We start from the raw sequence: 14,757 nt of genomic DNA, 5'->3' as shown, positions 1-14,757 counted from the left end.
CATGTCCGCATCAGCAACTCTTCCCATGTATGACTGGCCAGAAACCCGTGACGCTAACGACAAATTGTGGGGCGCCCTGTATCAAAGTTTGAAGGATCACAAAATTGATGCACCGAAGGAGTTAGCCCGGGCAGCCGATCCGATGAAATCATGGCAAGATCCCGACTTAATCCTCGGGCAAACTTGCGGCCTGCCCTTTGTTAACCTCCTCACGCAACAAACCGAACTTATTGGCACTCCAGCGTATGATATCGAATGTGGCGCAGGATCTTATTATAGCGTTCTTATCGTTCGAGAAGATGCAGAAATACAAGAAATCTCAGATCTGAAAGACAAGATATTTGGGTTTAGTAACACCATATCTCAGTCGGGATACGCGGCGTTTCATTACCATCTAAACGCAGCGGGTCTTTCCAGAGGGTTTTTAGGCGCAGAACAGCTTACAGGATCACATCGGGAATCGATCAAAGCTGTCGCTTCAGCGCAAGTGGATGTTGCCTCAATCGACGCCGTCAGCTGGGCGTTGGCAGAACGTCATGAACCTGCAACAAGTGCAATCCGAATTCTCGATTGTACTGCCCCAACGCCAGGGCTCCCGCTTATTACTGCAGGCGGCAACAAAACGAGACTCAAACCGATCCGCCTTGCTGTCATTGAAGCCTTGGCCTCCTTGGACGAGGGTGTGCGGGACGACCTTCTGCTTATGGGATTTGCGCAGACGACCGACCAGGATTACGAAGTGATAAAAAGCAGGTTCGAAACGATTACACAGCCAAGAACGCAAACAGGTTAGCTTTCAATTTGGTGTATAAAAAAGGCCTCGCCAGAGAACTGGCGAGACCTCAATTGGATACTAAAGACTACTTATTTGTAATCATATGATCCGTTTTTCCATTCATACCAAACATAGCCTGGCAATGTCACATCACCTTTTTGGTCAAAGGCTAGATTACCAAGAACGGTATCAAACTTGCCGCTGTTGAGTGAGCCAATAACCTTGTCTGTATCTGTAGATTTGGCATTTTCTGCAGCTTGCGCCCATGCCTGGACTGCAGCATATGTGTACAGAACGTAACCTTCAGGCTCGATGCCTTTCGCACGGAACTTAGCTACCAGTTCTTCAACACCTGGGTTTTTCCGAGGATCTGGAGAGAAAGTCATCAAAGTACCTTCACCGGCGTCACCTGTAATCGACCAGTACTCATTGGTCACTAATGCATCGCCTGATACCAATTGTGTTTTCATACCCTGATCACGCATCTGGCGTACAATCAAGCCCGCTTCCGTGTGATATCCACCAACATAAGCAATGTCGATGTTTGCCTGCTTCATTTTTGAAACCAGCGCTGTGTAGTCTTTTTCACCAGCTGTATAGGCTTCATACATTTCTGGCTTACTGCCGCCAGATACCATAAAGGCCATGGTTTCGTCGGCGAGGCCTTTACCGTAAGCGGTCTTATCATGGAGAATTGCAACTTTTTTGCCTGTTGCTGCTTCACCTTTAAGATATTCACCCGCTACCATGCCCTGTTGGTCATCACGACCACAGACACGATAAACATTGGTTCCGCCTTCATCCGTCAGCTTAGGGTTCGTCGAAGCTGGAGAAATCTGGATGATTCCTTCTTCTTCATAAACCTTGGATGCTGGAATGGATGAGCCAGAACAGAAGTGGCCGGCCATAAAGACAACGCCTTTTGAAACCATCTGGTTGGCAACCGCGACCGCCTGTTTCGGATCGCATGCATCATCTCCAATTTCCAGAGACAACATTTCACCATTTACACCGCCAGCGGCATTAATGTCCGCGACCGCCTGTTCAGCGCCTGCTTTCATCTGCTGGCCAAAACTAGCATACTGACCCGTCATTGGGCCCGCTGTTGCAATAGCAATATCTGCCTGAGCAATGCCGGTACTGGCAATTACCCCGATCGACAAAGCCGATACAGCAAGTAGAATTTTCTTCATTTTAGTACTCCCGGTTCTAAGGATCTTTAACAAAATCTATACTGACATTGATAATTCCGCAAATATATCAAGCTTGTAAAGACAATTCGCTGAAAAAAAATGCCTATTGCGCCCGAGGGGTTAGATTCCCTTCTTCTGGCGCCAAGTAAATGGCCCTGATCTTACGTAAAGCCATCTATATTGTGTTACCATTTGCGAAACGCGTGTCAAACGATAACCCAATAAAGAAATGCCAATCAATACTATTGTATCAACGACATAATAATGCAGTGAAAGCAACGTGCCTTCAAATAGAGCAAAATGGAAAAACCTGTCGGCCGTTCCTAACAACAACATATACAATATTGGCTGGGAAATTGGGCGCCATTTTGACGCCAACGAACGTCCGGCCATAAAACCTGCACCGCCACCAATTACAACAGTGACGAAGAAGAAAGTCCAAAAGCTGTTTTCCCAAATAATACCCATCAATGTGCCCCGCCCTCGAGATAGGCAGCCCGAACTTCTTCGCGCGCCAACAACTCTTTTCCCGTACCGCTTAGCGTAATCAGTCCATTGACCATTACGTGACCACGGTCTGCTAGTTTCAAAGCATGATACGCATTCTGTTCAACCAGAAATACAGTCAAACCGTCTTTCTTATTCAGATTCTTAATAACTTCAAATATCTGCTTCACCACTAAGGGCGCAAGTCCAAGCGACGGCTCATCCAGCAATAACAGTCTTGGCCGTGCCATCAGCGCACGCGCTATCGCCAGCATTTGCTGTTCACCGCCTGATAACGTGCCGCCCCTTTGATGCTGTCGTTCGTGCAGCCGGGGGAACAATTCAAATGCATGCGCGAGATCTTCTTCATAATACTCAGGATCAGAAGTTGTTGCGCCCATCATCAGGTTTTCCATAACCGTCATGCGGCCAAATATGCGCCGGCCTTCAGGAGACTGCGCAATATTCATGCGGGTAATCTCATGTGTCGGCATTTGGGTGATTTCTTTGCCATCGTATATTATCTGACCCTTTGCCGCTCGGGGGTCACCGCAAATCGTCATCATCAAGGTCGATTTTCCGGCACCGTTCGCACCGATCAATGTAACAATTTCACCTTCATTTACATCCAGCGTCACACCCCTGAGCGCCTGGATTTTCCCATAAAAGGTTTCTACATTTTTAACTTGAAGCAATGGTTGCTGGCTCATGAGGAAAGTCCCTCCTCAATCTCATGCTCAACTTCTTCTACCTCTTCATCATCAACACCGAGATATGCAGCAATAACTTTCGGATCATTGCGAATTTCCTCAGGTGTTCCATCGGAAATTTTCTTTCCATAATCCAGGACAACAATATGGTCAGAAATCCCCATGACCACGTTCATGTCATGCTCAATCAGAAGTATGCCTGTTTCACGCTCTTTGCGAATAAACAACAATAGCTTGTTCAAATCCTCTGATTCCCGAGGATTAAGGCCTGCTGCCGGCTCATCCAAACATAAAAGTTTCGGATTCGTGCACATAGCTCGTGCGATTTCCAATTTACGCTGGTCACCGTACGGTAAATCTCCCGCCGCATCATCCGCTCGGTCTATCAGGCCAGTTTGCTCCATCCAGTACTTGGCCAGCTCCATTGCTTCTTTTTCAGCTTTTTTGTAACCGCTCAAACCAAAAATACCGCCAAACGTGAAATTGGATGCAACCATTAACGGATTGTGCTGTCCAACCATCAAATTCTCCAGCACTGTCATGCCACTAAACAGGCGAATATTCTGAAATGTACGGGCGACTTTCGCAATCTTAGGTATCTTGAAGTCATCCATCTGCTCTAGCAGAAATGTTTTACCATCTTCATGATGTGTCGTGATACGACCTTCAGTCGGTTTGTAAAATCCGGTAATGCAGTTAAAAACAGTCGTTTTACCTGCTCCGTTCGGGCCGATAAGCGCTGTAATGTCTTTTCGGCCAACATCAAAGGATAAACTGTCCACAGCAAGAAGACCGCCAAATCGCATATGAAGATGTTCGACCGTTAATATGGGATTTTCTATAACGAGAGCCATATTAATGTCCCTCCCCTTGCGCGACCATATCGGAAGATACTTTCTTCTTTTCTTTCAGGAATATGGAGGGAATACGTGTGGAGATCAGTCCGCGCGGACGCCAAATCATGATAAAGACCATGGCAAAGCCAAAGATCAGCATCCGGTATTGCTCTGCCTCTCGGAAAACTTCAAATCCTCCAATCATCGCAATGGACGCAATAACGACGCCGATCTGCGACCCCATACCTCCCAAAACTACGATCGCCAATATCAAGGCAGATTCGATGAAAGTGAAACTCTCCGGTGAAATAAAGCCTTGGCGCGTCGCGAAAAACGAACCCGCAAATCCGGCGAACATGGCGCCGATTGCAAAGGCCGTTAGTTTGACGGACGTCGTATTCAGACCCAATGAACGGCAGGCAATTTCATCTTCACGAAGCGCTTCCCAAGCTCGACCGATCGGCAACCGCCGCAGTCGGTTAGTGACAAAATTGGTGATTAATGCAAGGACGAGAATAAGGAAGTATAAAAACATAATCCGATGAATGGACGAATAATCTAGCCCAAACACGTCTGCAAAATTACCTTCTACGCCACGTTTAAAGGTTATACCGAAAAAGCTTGGGCGAGGAATGCCCGAAAGCCCATCCGGACCACCCGTAAACTGATACCAGTTCAAGAGTACGACGCGGATGATTTCCCCAAAAGCCAACGTCACGATAGCCAGATAATCACCACGCAATCGCAAGACGGGGAACCCCAGGATAACGCCCCAAAAAGCTGCCAAAATACCTGCAAGAGGCAAACACATCCAGAAGGAGAAACCGAAATATTGTGCAAGCAAGGCATAGGAATAGGCGCCGATGGCGTAAAAAGCCACATAACCAAGATCCAGCAGTCCTGCCAAACCCACGACAATATTTAGACCCCAACCGAGCATGACATAAGTTAAGACGAGAATTCCCAGGTCCAACAGATAGCGGTCCGTAAAGGGCAGAAACGGAAATACAAGTGCAAACAACAGCATTGTTGGCGCAAAGCCCTTGCCAATTTTTTGGAGTAAGCTCTGATATCTGGCTTTAGCAGAATCAGGTAGAAAGCTTTTTTGCGGACCTGCCGGCTTGCTCCAAAAAACCAACCACAAAAGAAGTCGGCCGGTGACGACGGCAGCAATTACGTAAAAGGCGACATCAAAACGCGTTACCAGTGCCAGGCCACCGGCAGCGGTGACCGTCTTAAAAGCAATGGTCGACCCGAAAATACCTGTCGCCAGCAAAGCGGTAACCAGAAGATCCTTTGCCACCTTCTTGGCATCAAGATGCCGTCCCAAAAGAGTGCTCGTCTGTTCTGAAATCGCCATTATACTTTCTCGACCTCCGGCTTACCAAGCAATCCTTGAGGCAAGAAGATAAGAACAATGGCCAGCATGGAGAAGGCAGCCACATCCTTATACTCGACAGAGAAATAGGCGGACCAAAAAGTTTCTATCAATCCAATTAGCAGGCCACCAAGCATAGCGCCAGGCAATGATCCAATACCTCCCAGAACCGCGGCCGTAAATGCCTTTACACCCGCAACAAAACCTATAAAGAAGTCGATCACGCCATAGTATAAAAGGAACATCAATCCGGCGACAGCTGCAAGCGCAGCCCCCATCACAAATGTCATGGAGATGGTCCGATCCACATTAATCCCCAGCAAGGACGCCATTTTTCTGTCCTGCTCACAAGCTCTTTGTGCTCGGCCCAGCGAGGTCTTGGCAATAATCAAGGAGAATATTGTCATCAAAATTACAGTCGTCACAATTATCAGGATCTGCATATTGGATATCTGAACAATAAATCCACCGTCTTCAGCGCTTTGTTGCATCAGCGTATAACCCCCGCTGATGATCGGTTGCAGTGGCTTGACGCGCGCGCCCTGAGATATCTGTATATAATTTTGAAGAACAATTGAAATGCCGATTGCCGTAATCAGCGGCGCTAGCCGAAAAGATCCGCGCAAGGGACGATAGGCTAGTCGTTCAATGGTCCATCCAAAAACCGAGGCAATGACCATCGCGGAGACAAGGACAAGGATGAGTGCCAAAATCGTTAACCCCAAACCCGTCGAAACAGTCAGCCCCAACGCAGTTATGACGATAAGCGCGATAAATGAACCAACCATAAAAATATCGCCATGAGCAAAATTGATCATGCCGATGATTCCGTACACCATCGTATATCCGATCGCAATTAGCCCGTAAATCGATCCCAGCGTTAAGCCGTTGATCAACTGCTGCGTAAAATATTCCATCAAGCTCCCCCGATATCGCCGACCTGTTAGCTCCGACAAATATCAATTTGTAACCATTTAGCCGCACTGCGGAGACGCCTTTTCCTTCCCAAGAAAAACGCCGTTGATAAAATGTACCTCACCCTAGACAGACGGACTGAAGGAGGCAAGAACATAACGCAATCTCACGGCTGCACAATTTGGTGCTTATTACGACAAAAAACTGTTTGATGTCAAACTATGGTAACAAAACCAATCGCAACCCGTAAGCAACCGACCCAACGACCAGGACACCTGCTAGCCACAAGCCAATAAACCACAGTGTTCTTTTCACTGTCACCGACATCAATGATAGCCACCGGATGTATCAACCTTGCCACGAAAGACCCAATAGGCGTGAATTGTATAAGCAAGTATCATTGGCACCAAAACCAGGGTTCCCACCAGAAGGAAGAGCAAGCTTTTTTCCGGGGCCGCGGCAGCCCAAATGGTTAAACTGGGAGGGACCATATAGGGATAGAAAGTAATCCCAATACCGATATAGCACAGAATAAATATGCCATGGGCCGCGAGAAACGGGCGAATTTCTTGTTTGCGCCGTAACCCGATAAACAGAATGCCAGCGCAGATCGCTAGAAAAAATGGAACCAATACGGAAAATATTAGGCTGGGTCCTTCGAACCATCGAGTAAAATAATCCGGGTGCAAGAACGGCGTTGCGAAGCTCACGGCCCCAATAAGGACCAGTATCAGTACGCCGGACCTTTGCGCAAATTTCCGCGCGATGGTTTGCAGGTCACCTTCCGTTTTCATAACCAGCCAGGTAGAGCCCAACAGGACATATCCAACGATCAAGGCGAATCCGGTCAAAAGGGAGAATGGCGACAGCCAGTCAAACGATCCGCCCGCATAACTGCGATCAACCACATGGATACCTTGAATAAGAGCGCCCAGACAAACACCTTGTGCAAACGTTGCCAGAATTGACCCAAAGGCAAAGGAACGATCCCACCAGATTCGGTTTTTCTGAGACGCGCGCCAGCGAAACTCAAATGCAACACCGCGGAATATCAAACCCAATAACATAGCAATGATTGGCGCATAAAGAGCCGGCATTACAACAGCATACGCCAGAGGAAATACGGCAAACAGGCCACCACCACCAAGGACCAGCCAGGTTTCATTCCCATCCCAGATTGGTGCCACCGAATTCATCATCATGTCTCGATGATCCGTTTTTTCAGAGACGAAGGGAAACATGATCCCGACACCAAGATCGAAACCATCAAGCGCAACATATGCCAAAATTGCGAAGGCGATTATTGCAGCCCATATGAGAGGTAAATCAAACTCCATATCCTAATCCTCCTCAGTGGCCAGAATGGTCCAGAGTTGACGGTGCTCCGGTAAGGCCTGAAGCGCGCTTAAGGCTGGAGGTTTCATGGTCCGTATCCCCATCAGGCGTTTTTGACATCAGCCGCAACATATAAAAGACACCCATCCCGAACAGCACGAAATACACAACGATAAATGCCAGGAGTGATGTCGCGACTTCGGCGGCATTTATCGGAGAGACGCTTTCCGCTGTCCGCAAGGCGCCATACACCGTCCAGGGCTGGCGCCCGACTTCTGTTGTCACCCAGCCACATAATACGGCAATGAAACCGGTCGGACCGGCGACAATAGCCGCGCGCGCCAGCCAGCGGTCGTCATAGAGTCTACCTTGAACTCGACGGACCAGACTCCATATGCCGACAATCAACATAACCATTCCCATGGCCACCATCACTCTAAATGTCCAGAAAACGATAAAAGAATTTGGTCTGTCTTCCTTGGGAAATGATTTCAGTCCCCGCAATTCTCCCTCCCATGAATGGGTGAGCAGGAGGGATCCCAGTTTTGGGATCTCTATGGGATAAAGAAGCTCTTCCTTTTCGTCATCCGGGATCCCGAATAGCACTAGAGGCGCGCCCCTATAATCCTCATAATGGCCTTCTATTGCCGCGATCTTAGCGGGCTGATGCTTGAGGGTGTTCAAGCCCTGCTGATCGCCCGCAACCATCTGGATCGGGGTTACCAACGCCGCCATCCACATCGCCATCGAAAACATTACACGCGCCGCTTTGTCGGTGTTGTTTTTCAGCAGATGATATGCGGCAACAGCGCCAACAACAAAAGCCGTGGTCAAATACGCTGCCAGAACCATATGAACAAACCGATACGGAAATGACGGATTAAAGATGACTTCAATCCAGTCGTCCGGAACAAACTGGCCCGCGTCGTTCATCACGTATCCGGCCGGTGTTTGCATCCAGGAATTAACCGATAAGATCCAGAACGCTGAGAACAGGGTCCCGACCGCGACCATCAGGGTTGCGAAGTAGTGGAGCTTGGGTCCAACCTTCTTCTGACCAAACAGCATCACGCCCAGAAAACCCGCCTCTAGAAAAAAGGCTGACAGAACTTCATAACCCATAAGCGGCCCGATCACCGGCCCCGCCTTGTCGGAAAAGACAGCCCAGTTCGTTCCAAACTGATACGCCATTACGATGCCCGATACGACACCCATACCAAAGCCAACCGCAAAAATGGTTTTCCAGAAATTGAAGGCGTTTAAATAGGTGACGTCCTTTTTCCACAGCCACAATCCTTCCAGCACGGCAAGGTAACTGGCAAGACCAATGGAAAAGGCTGGAAATATAATGTGAAAAGAAACTGTAAAAGCGAACTGCATCCGCGCCAAATCGATTGCGCTGATATCGAACATGCTGTTGTACCCCGCTGACTAAGTGCGAGGCTAATCTAGCAAATTACGAAAAAATGTCATTTATATTCAGAGGCCTGCGACAATTTATCCGATATGGCGCCGCATGAGAACAATTCGAAACCAACATCAGCTCATCAGGCCTGACGCCTCCGCTATCCGCTCCCGCAGCAGATCAATCCGGTCGTATCCCCAGAATTGCTCCCCTTCGAACAAAAACGAAGGAACACCAAAGACACCTTGCTTTTCCGCGTCACATTTTATGTCATCATGCCGTTTGCGGCCCTCGCCTTTCAAAAACGCCCGATAACCGCGAACATCTGCCCCAGATTCCATCAGGATCGCTTCCATGGCGCCAACATCATCTACTTCTACTATATGGTTCCAAAACCGATAGAAGACGGCATCATTATAGTTGCGGAAAATCTCTCGCCCCTGATCCTGCGCAAACAGCATGCCGATCGTGGCCGGATGCGAGTCGTATACCTTGCGCGGTCCCTTGATAATTAGATCCCGTTTCGTAGCGAATCTCCGCATGTCCATATATGCATATTTCACCTTGCGCCATTGTACGGGGTTCCGGTTTTCAACAGAGCCGGCGAAGGATTCAATATCAAGGGTGTATGGACGCCATATGACTTCCAAGTCAAAATCCTCTTCCAAGGCATACGCGGCCTCCACTGCCAAATAGGCATAGGGGCTTTTGTAATCCGTATAGTGAATGACTTGCAATTTACTCACGATTTAGCACTCCGTATTTTTATAATAGTCTCGCAGATGGCCTGCATAAATGCCAGATCTAAGAGAACCCTTGCCTCCTCTAGCAGAAGACAGGACGTTCATCCTTGAGCGGCGATCGGGTTTACAGGAGGCCTGTACAAGGCAAACAGAATTTGAACGGCACCGGCAAGCAAGCCCAGGCTGACTCCAATTTGCAACGCGAGGTCATAGGAGCCGAACTTATCAAATAGCCATCCACCACCAAAGGCCCCCAGAAAACTGCCCATCTGGTGACTGAAAAAAGCGAAACCCTGCAACATCGCTTGCCACCGCAATCCGAACATCTCAATAACGGATCCAGCAACAAGGGGGGAGACACCCAACCACAGGAAACCCATCAATGCGGCAAACAGAATTGTTGTTTCCGGGGTTGGCGGCAGAATGAAGTAGCAGGCGAGCACAATAGAGCGGGAGCAATAGATTATCCCCAAGAGAACCAGCTTTGGCCACCGGCCTCCCGCCCACCCGAAGAACAGGCTCCCCACAACATTGAAACCGCCGATTATACCGATAGCTGACGCGCCCAGCATCGGATCCATGCCACAAATCTGTAAATAGGAAGGAAGATGTGTGGTCAGAAAAACAAGCTGCATGCCACAAACAAAATAGGCAGTCGCCATAACCAGAAAGGGCGCGTTCTGAAAAGCCTTTGCAATCGCAGCCCCTGCCGGCAATCTGTCAGAATTGTCAGAGGAGAGCTCAAGCGGTGCCTCTTTGTCCACGCGCCCGGCTATCCAGGCTGCTGGGAGCGCAAGCACAGCAAGCAAAGCGAAGCCGAAAAGTGCAATTCGCCAGTCAAAGGATGAGACAAGAAATTGCCCCAGCGGTGCTGTCACCATGACACCAAGCGATCCAACGGCAGATACAATGCCCAGGGCTGTACTGCGGATCGACACAGGAACCAGCCTTGATGTTACAGACATTGTCATGGCGAAGGAGGCGCACGCCATGGCCACACCTACACAAATGCCCGCGCCCAGTATCACCATAAAAACACCATCCGCACTGGCCAGGCTTGTAAGCCCAATAATGTAGAAAACGACCCCAGTGATCATGACAGGCCTAAATCCCCAACGATCTGCCAGGATGCCGGCCAACGGTTGGCACAGACCCCAGACGAGATTTTGCATGGCGATGGCAAAGGTAAAATCCGTAACAGTAACCGCAATCTCACGCGTGAGGGAGGGCATGAAAATACCCAGGCTTTGCCGGAACCCAAAACTAAGTGTTAGCATTAGGGATGCCGCAATAAGTATGGGCAGGACTGGCCTTAAAGCCCGGAAGCTTGACATGGGTTTTCCATTTTTTCTTATTTTTTGACCACTGTAGTACGTCCGTCAATGTCATAGCAAACGACTTCGTAAATTATCTAGACCGCTTGATATTCATCACGCATGTAAATTTCTATGATCCAATAGTGTGCCTCATGGAAAACGGGTTTTCTTGAAAAACAATGGGATTCACATCTATTCAAGCCTATTGGAAAGTCGCCGGAGCTAAGCAAATGGCGGTCGGTGAGAGATTCGAACTCTCGAAGGGCTTGCACCCTTACCGGTTTTCGAGACCAGCGCATTCAGCCACTCTGCCAACCGACCGCATAAAAGGGCGCCGCGCCCTTAATCCTGTATATAGGTGTTTACAGCCCCTAAAACACTGAATGGCGGCTTTTACTGCAAGGGTTTTGGCAGCGCAAGTACAGAATGGTCCAAAAACTTTCGAAAGCCGCTTGAATCCTGTTGACTTCGCAGGTCTCATGGATATATTGCGCCCTTCAATTGAGGTACGCGAGGAAATCAGTCTTGGCGGCCCATTCATTATGTTCGAAACGGATCAGCCATGTTTGCAGTGATCAAAACCGGCGGCAAGCAATATAAAGTCGCCAAAGACGATGTCATCAAGGTAGAGCGCCTCTCAGGCGAAACCGGTGACAATGTACAGTTGGACCAGGTCCTGGCCATCGCAGGCGACGACGGCGCTTTGTCTGTTGGTTCGCCAATTTTGGAAGGTGCGGTTGTTTCCGCCACTCTGCTGGAGCAGGCTCGCGCAGACAAAATTGTTGTCTTCAAGAAAAAACGCCGTCAGAACTATCGCCGTAAAGCTGGCCATCGCCAGGATTTGACGGTTCTGCGGATCACGGATATTTCTGCCAAGGGTGCCAAGAAAGCCGCTCCTAAGAAAGCCGCTCCTAAGAAAGCAGCTCCTGCCAAGAAGGCAGAGGCTCCGGCTGCAGAAAAAACTGAAGCTAAAAAGGCTGCGCCGAAGAAAACAGCACCGAAGACAGCAGCGGCCCCGAAAAAAGCGGCGGCCCCTAAGGCAGAAAAAGCGGCACCGAAAAAGGCAGCGCCTAAAAAGGCGGCGCCAAAGAAAACCAAGGAGTAGTTTAGATGGCACATAAAAAAGCTGGCGGTTCATCCCGTAACGGTCGCGACTCAGCAGGTCGTCGTCTCGGCATCAAGAAATATGGTGGCGAAAAAGTTATTTCTGGCAACATCATTCTGCGCCAGCGCGGCACCAAATGGTACCCGGGAGAGAATGTTGGACTAGGCAAGGATCACACCATCTTCGCCGTTACTGAAGGTAATGTTAAGTTTACCAAAAAGAGTGGCGGAAAGATCTATGTATCCGTAGAGCAGCAGGCATAACGCCCGCGTTACACGGCTAAGAGATTGAAGAAGGGGAATGGTCCGGCCATTCCCCTTTTTTTGTTTTTGACTATAGTCTTCGGGGGTCGCTCCGGTGGCATTTCGGTAGGCAGTTTTATGAAATTTCTGGATCAGGCAAAAGTATTTTTACGCTCCGGCAACGGCGGGCCCGGTGCCCTCAGTTTCCGGCGGGAAAAATTTATTGAATTTGGCGGTCCGAATGGCGGGGATGGCGGCCGGGGCGGCTCCATTGTCATTGAATGCGTTGATGGCCTTAATACGCTTATCGATTACCGCTATCAGCAACATTTCAAAGCCAAAAGCGGCGCCCATGGCATGGGGCGGGATCGCAGCGGAGCAGCGGCAAGTGATATGATCCTTAAAGTTCCTGTCGGAACGCAGGTTTTTGAAGAAGACAATAAAACGCTGATCATGGATTTCACCAAAATCGGTCAGAGCCATGTCCTTTGCAAGGGCGGGGACGGGGGTCGCGGCAACGCGGCGTTTAAAACCTCAACTAATCGCGCGCCGCGCAAAATTGAACCCGGCTGGCCTGGGGAAGAACGCTGGGTATGGCTACGATTGAAATTGATCGCCGATGCCGGCCTTGTTGGATTACCCAATGCCGGCAAGTCTACATTTCTGAGTGTAACAAGTCGGGCAAAACCGAAAATTGCCGATTATCCCTTTACCACGCTTGTCCCGCAGCTTGGCGTTGTTGGCGTCGGCGCACGGGAATTTGTCCTGGCCGACATTCCCGGCCTTATTGAAGGCGCATCTGAGGGCATTGGCCTCGGCCATCGGTTTCTCGGACATGTGGAAAGATGTCGTGTTCTGCTGCATTTAGTGGATGGCACAGAGGAAGATGTCGTTGGTGCCTATAAAACGATCCGCGGCGAACTGGAAGCCTATGCACAGGAACTCGCCGAAAAAGAAGAGATTCTTGTCCTGAACAAAATCGATTCCCTCTATGACGAGGAAATAGAGGAAAAGAAGGCCGCCCTTGAAAAAGCGTCGGGTAAATCCGTTCAGACCATATCAGCCGTGGTCGGCGACAATGTCGAAGAATTGCTTTTTTCACTCCAGAAGATTATCGACGAGAGTAAAAAAGAAGAAGAAGCTGAAATTATCGCCACTGAAAAACGCCTCGCCGGCGAAGAGCCTGAAACATGGCAGCCCTGATTACCCGACTTACCAAAGCCCGGCGGGTTGTGATCAAAATCGGTTCAGCACTGCTTGTGGATGGCGAAACTGGACGAATTCGCCGCGACTGGCTGAAGGCGCTCAGCGAGGACATTTCTAAAATGCGCGATCGTGGTCAGGAAGTGCTCATTGTGTCCAGTGGGTCCATCGCCATGGGACGGCATGTGCTGGGTCTACCCAATGGCTCCCTCAAACTGGAGGCAAGCCAGGCCGCGGCTGCGGCTGGCCAAATCCAACTGGCTCACGCTTATCAGGAAATTCTTGCGTTACAGAACTTGCAAGTCGCACAAATTCTTCTGACCCCCTCCGACACGGAGGAACGCCGACGCTATTTAAATGCGCGGAGTACCATCGCCACCCTGCTCGGGCTCGGTGCTATTCCGGTGGTCAATGAAAATGATACGGTGGCCACCAGCGAAATTCGCTATGGCGACAATGATCGCCTGGCCGCCCGCGTCGCCCAGATGATCAGTGCAGATTGTCTCGTACTGCTCAGTGATATCGATGGCTTATATGACTGCGATCCGAATAGGAACGATCATGCAGCCCTGATCCCCGAAGTAACAGAGCTTAACGACGAAATCATGGCCATGGCTGGTATATCCCGTACAGAAGTGGGCAGCGGCGGCATGATCACAAAACTCAAAGCCGCACAAATTGCCATGGCAGCGGGCTGCAACATGTTTATTGCCAGCGGCACGATTGCTCATCCGATGTCGGCAATAGAGAACGGCGCAAACACAACTTGTTTCCTCGCCCATGATACGCCGCGTAAAGCCCGCAAAAAATGGATTGCTGCCAGTCTGACATCGCAAGGGCGCATTTTTGTCGATACCGGTGCCGAAAAGGCCCTGGGTTTGGGGAAAAGTCTGTTGCCCGCGGGCGTTACGAAAGTAGAGGGCAGATTCGAACGTGGTGATCTGGTGACGGTTATGAATGCTGGGGGCATAGAACTCGGACGTGGCCTTGTCGCCTATTCTTCGGCTGATGCCGCCCGCATATGTGGTCATAAAAGTGGTGAGATCACCGAGATTCTAGGCTATTCTGGTCGGGATGAAATGATACACCGCGATGAACTTGCATTAAACTAATGG

General features: G+C 49.6%; 15 protein-coding genes and 1 tRNA gene. 5 read left to right on the top strand and 11 right to left on the bottom strand.

Annotated features, from left to right (window positions below; translation table 11 throughout):
• The first annotated feature begins 1 nt into the window (after position 1).
• Positions 2-793, top strand: coding sequence for a phosphate/phosphite/phosphonate ABC transporter substrate-binding protein (locus tag NBZ79_RS01820; protein WP_251934893.1), 792 nt, complete (start codon positions 2-4; stop codon positions 791-793).
• Between the two features lie 71 nt (positions 794-864).
• Here NBZ79_RS01820 and NBZ79_RS01815 read toward each other — a convergent pair whose 3' ends face one another.
• The 11 genes from NBZ79_RS01815 to NBZ79_RS01765 all read right to left on the bottom strand — a co-directional run bounded on the left by NBZ79_RS01815 (position 865) and on the right by NBZ79_RS01765 (position 11,413).
• Positions 865-1,968, bottom strand: coding sequence for a branched-chain amino acid ABC transporter substrate-binding protein (locus NBZ79_RS01815; RefSeq protein ID WP_251934892.1), 1,104 nt, complete (start codon positions 1,966-1,968; stop codon positions 865-867).
• A gap of 120 nt (positions 1,969-2,088) precedes the next feature.
• Positions 2,089-2,439 (bottom strand): DUF6867 family protein, encoded by a 351-nt coding sequence (locus tag NBZ79_RS01810; RefSeq protein WP_420854556.1) that lies wholly within the window; start codon positions 2,437-2,439, stop codon positions 2,089-2,091.
• Positions 2,436-3,164 carry an ABC transporter ATP-binding protein gene (locus tag NBZ79_RS01805; protein WP_251934890.1) on the bottom strand — a complete coding sequence of 243 codons (729 nt, stop codon included), beginning with the start codon at positions 3,162-3,164 and terminating at the stop codon, positions 2,436-2,438. The genes NBZ79_RS01810 and NBZ79_RS01805 overlap by 4 nt, the downstream gene beginning before the upstream one ends.
• A complete protein-coding gene (locus NBZ79_RS01800) occupies positions 3,161-4,018 on the bottom strand; it encodes an ABC transporter ATP-binding protein (RefSeq protein WP_251934888.1) in 858 nt (285 codons plus the stop codon). Before NBZ79_RS01800 ends, NBZ79_RS01805 begins: the two co-directional genes overlap by 4 nt.
• 1 nt (position 4,019) lies before the next feature.
• On the bottom strand, positions 4,020-5,360 hold the full coding sequence (livM, locus tag NBZ79_RS01795; protein WP_251934886.1) for a high-affinity branched-chain amino acid ABC transporter permease LivM: 1,341 nt from the start codon (positions 5,358-5,360) through the stop codon (positions 4,020-4,022).
• On the bottom strand, positions 5,360-6,295 hold the full coding sequence (locus NBZ79_RS01790) for an ABC transporter permease subunit (protein ID WP_251934885.1): 936 nt from the start codon (positions 6,293-6,295) through the stop codon (positions 5,360-5,362). The genes livM and NBZ79_RS01790 overlap by 1 nt, the downstream gene beginning before the upstream one ends.
• 324 nt (positions 6,296-6,619) lie before the next feature.
• Positions 6,620-7,630, bottom strand: a complete 1,011-nt coding sequence (cydB, locus tag NBZ79_RS01785) for a cytochrome d ubiquinol oxidase subunit II (protein WP_251934883.1) — start codon at positions 7,628-7,630, stop codon at positions 6,620-6,622.
• Between the two features lie 13 nt (positions 7,631-7,643).
• Positions 7,644-9,041, bottom strand: coding sequence for a cytochrome ubiquinol oxidase subunit I (locus tag NBZ79_RS01780; protein ID WP_274706844.1), 1,398 nt, complete (start codon positions 9,039-9,041; stop codon positions 7,644-7,646).
• Between the two features lie 126 nt (positions 9,042-9,167).
• The gene (locus NBZ79_RS01775) at positions 9,168-9,779 is read right to left on the bottom strand and encodes a DsbA family protein (RefSeq protein ID WP_251934881.1); all 612 of its coding nucleotides are present in this window, start codon (positions 9,777-9,779) and stop codon (positions 9,168-9,170) included.
• A gap of 98 nt (positions 9,780-9,877) precedes the next feature.
• On the bottom strand, positions 9,878-11,110 hold the full coding sequence (locus NBZ79_RS01770; protein ID WP_251934879.1) for an MFS transporter: 1,233 nt from the start codon (positions 11,108-11,110) through the stop codon (positions 9,878-9,880).
• 213 nt (positions 11,111-11,323) lie between these two features.
• Positions 11,324-11,413: transfer RNA gene (locus NBZ79_RS01765), tRNA-Ser, on the bottom strand.
• A gap of 241 nt (positions 11,414-11,654) precedes the next feature.
• Here NBZ79_RS01765 and rplU point away from each other — a divergent pair.
• The 4 genes from rplU (at position 11,655) to proB (ending at position 14,754) form a co-directional block, all read left to right on the top strand.
• Entirely contained in the window at positions 11,655-12,197 is a 543-nt protein-coding gene (gene rplU / locus NBZ79_RS19600; protein WP_338056127.1) for a 50S ribosomal protein L21, read from the top strand.
• Positions 12,198-12,202: 5 nt separating this feature from the next.
• Positions 12,203-12,460, top strand: coding sequence for a 50S ribosomal protein L27 (rpmA, locus tag NBZ79_RS01755; RefSeq protein WP_251934877.1), 258 nt, complete (start codon positions 12,203-12,205; stop codon positions 12,458-12,460).
• 117 nt (positions 12,461-12,577) lie between these two features.
• Positions 12,578-13,642, top strand: coding sequence for a GTPase ObgE (obgE, locus tag NBZ79_RS01750; protein ID WP_251934875.1), 1,065 nt, complete (start codon positions 12,578-12,580; stop codon positions 13,640-13,642).
• Positions 13,630-14,754: a glutamate 5-kinase gene (gene proB, locus NBZ79_RS01745; protein ID WP_251934873.1), complete on the top strand. Its 1,125-nt coding sequence runs from the start codon at positions 13,630-13,632 to the stop codon at positions 14,752-14,754. Before obgE ends, proB begins: the two co-directional genes overlap by 13 nt.
• Positions 14,755-14,757: the final 3 nt, after the last annotated feature.

This window comes from Sneathiella marina, assembly GCF_023746535.1.
Taxonomy (GTDB): domain Bacteria; phylum Pseudomonadota; class Alphaproteobacteria; order Sneathiellales; family Sneathiellaceae; genus Sneathiella; species Sneathiella marina.
This window is presented reverse-complemented; position numbering and strand designations above follow the sequence as displayed.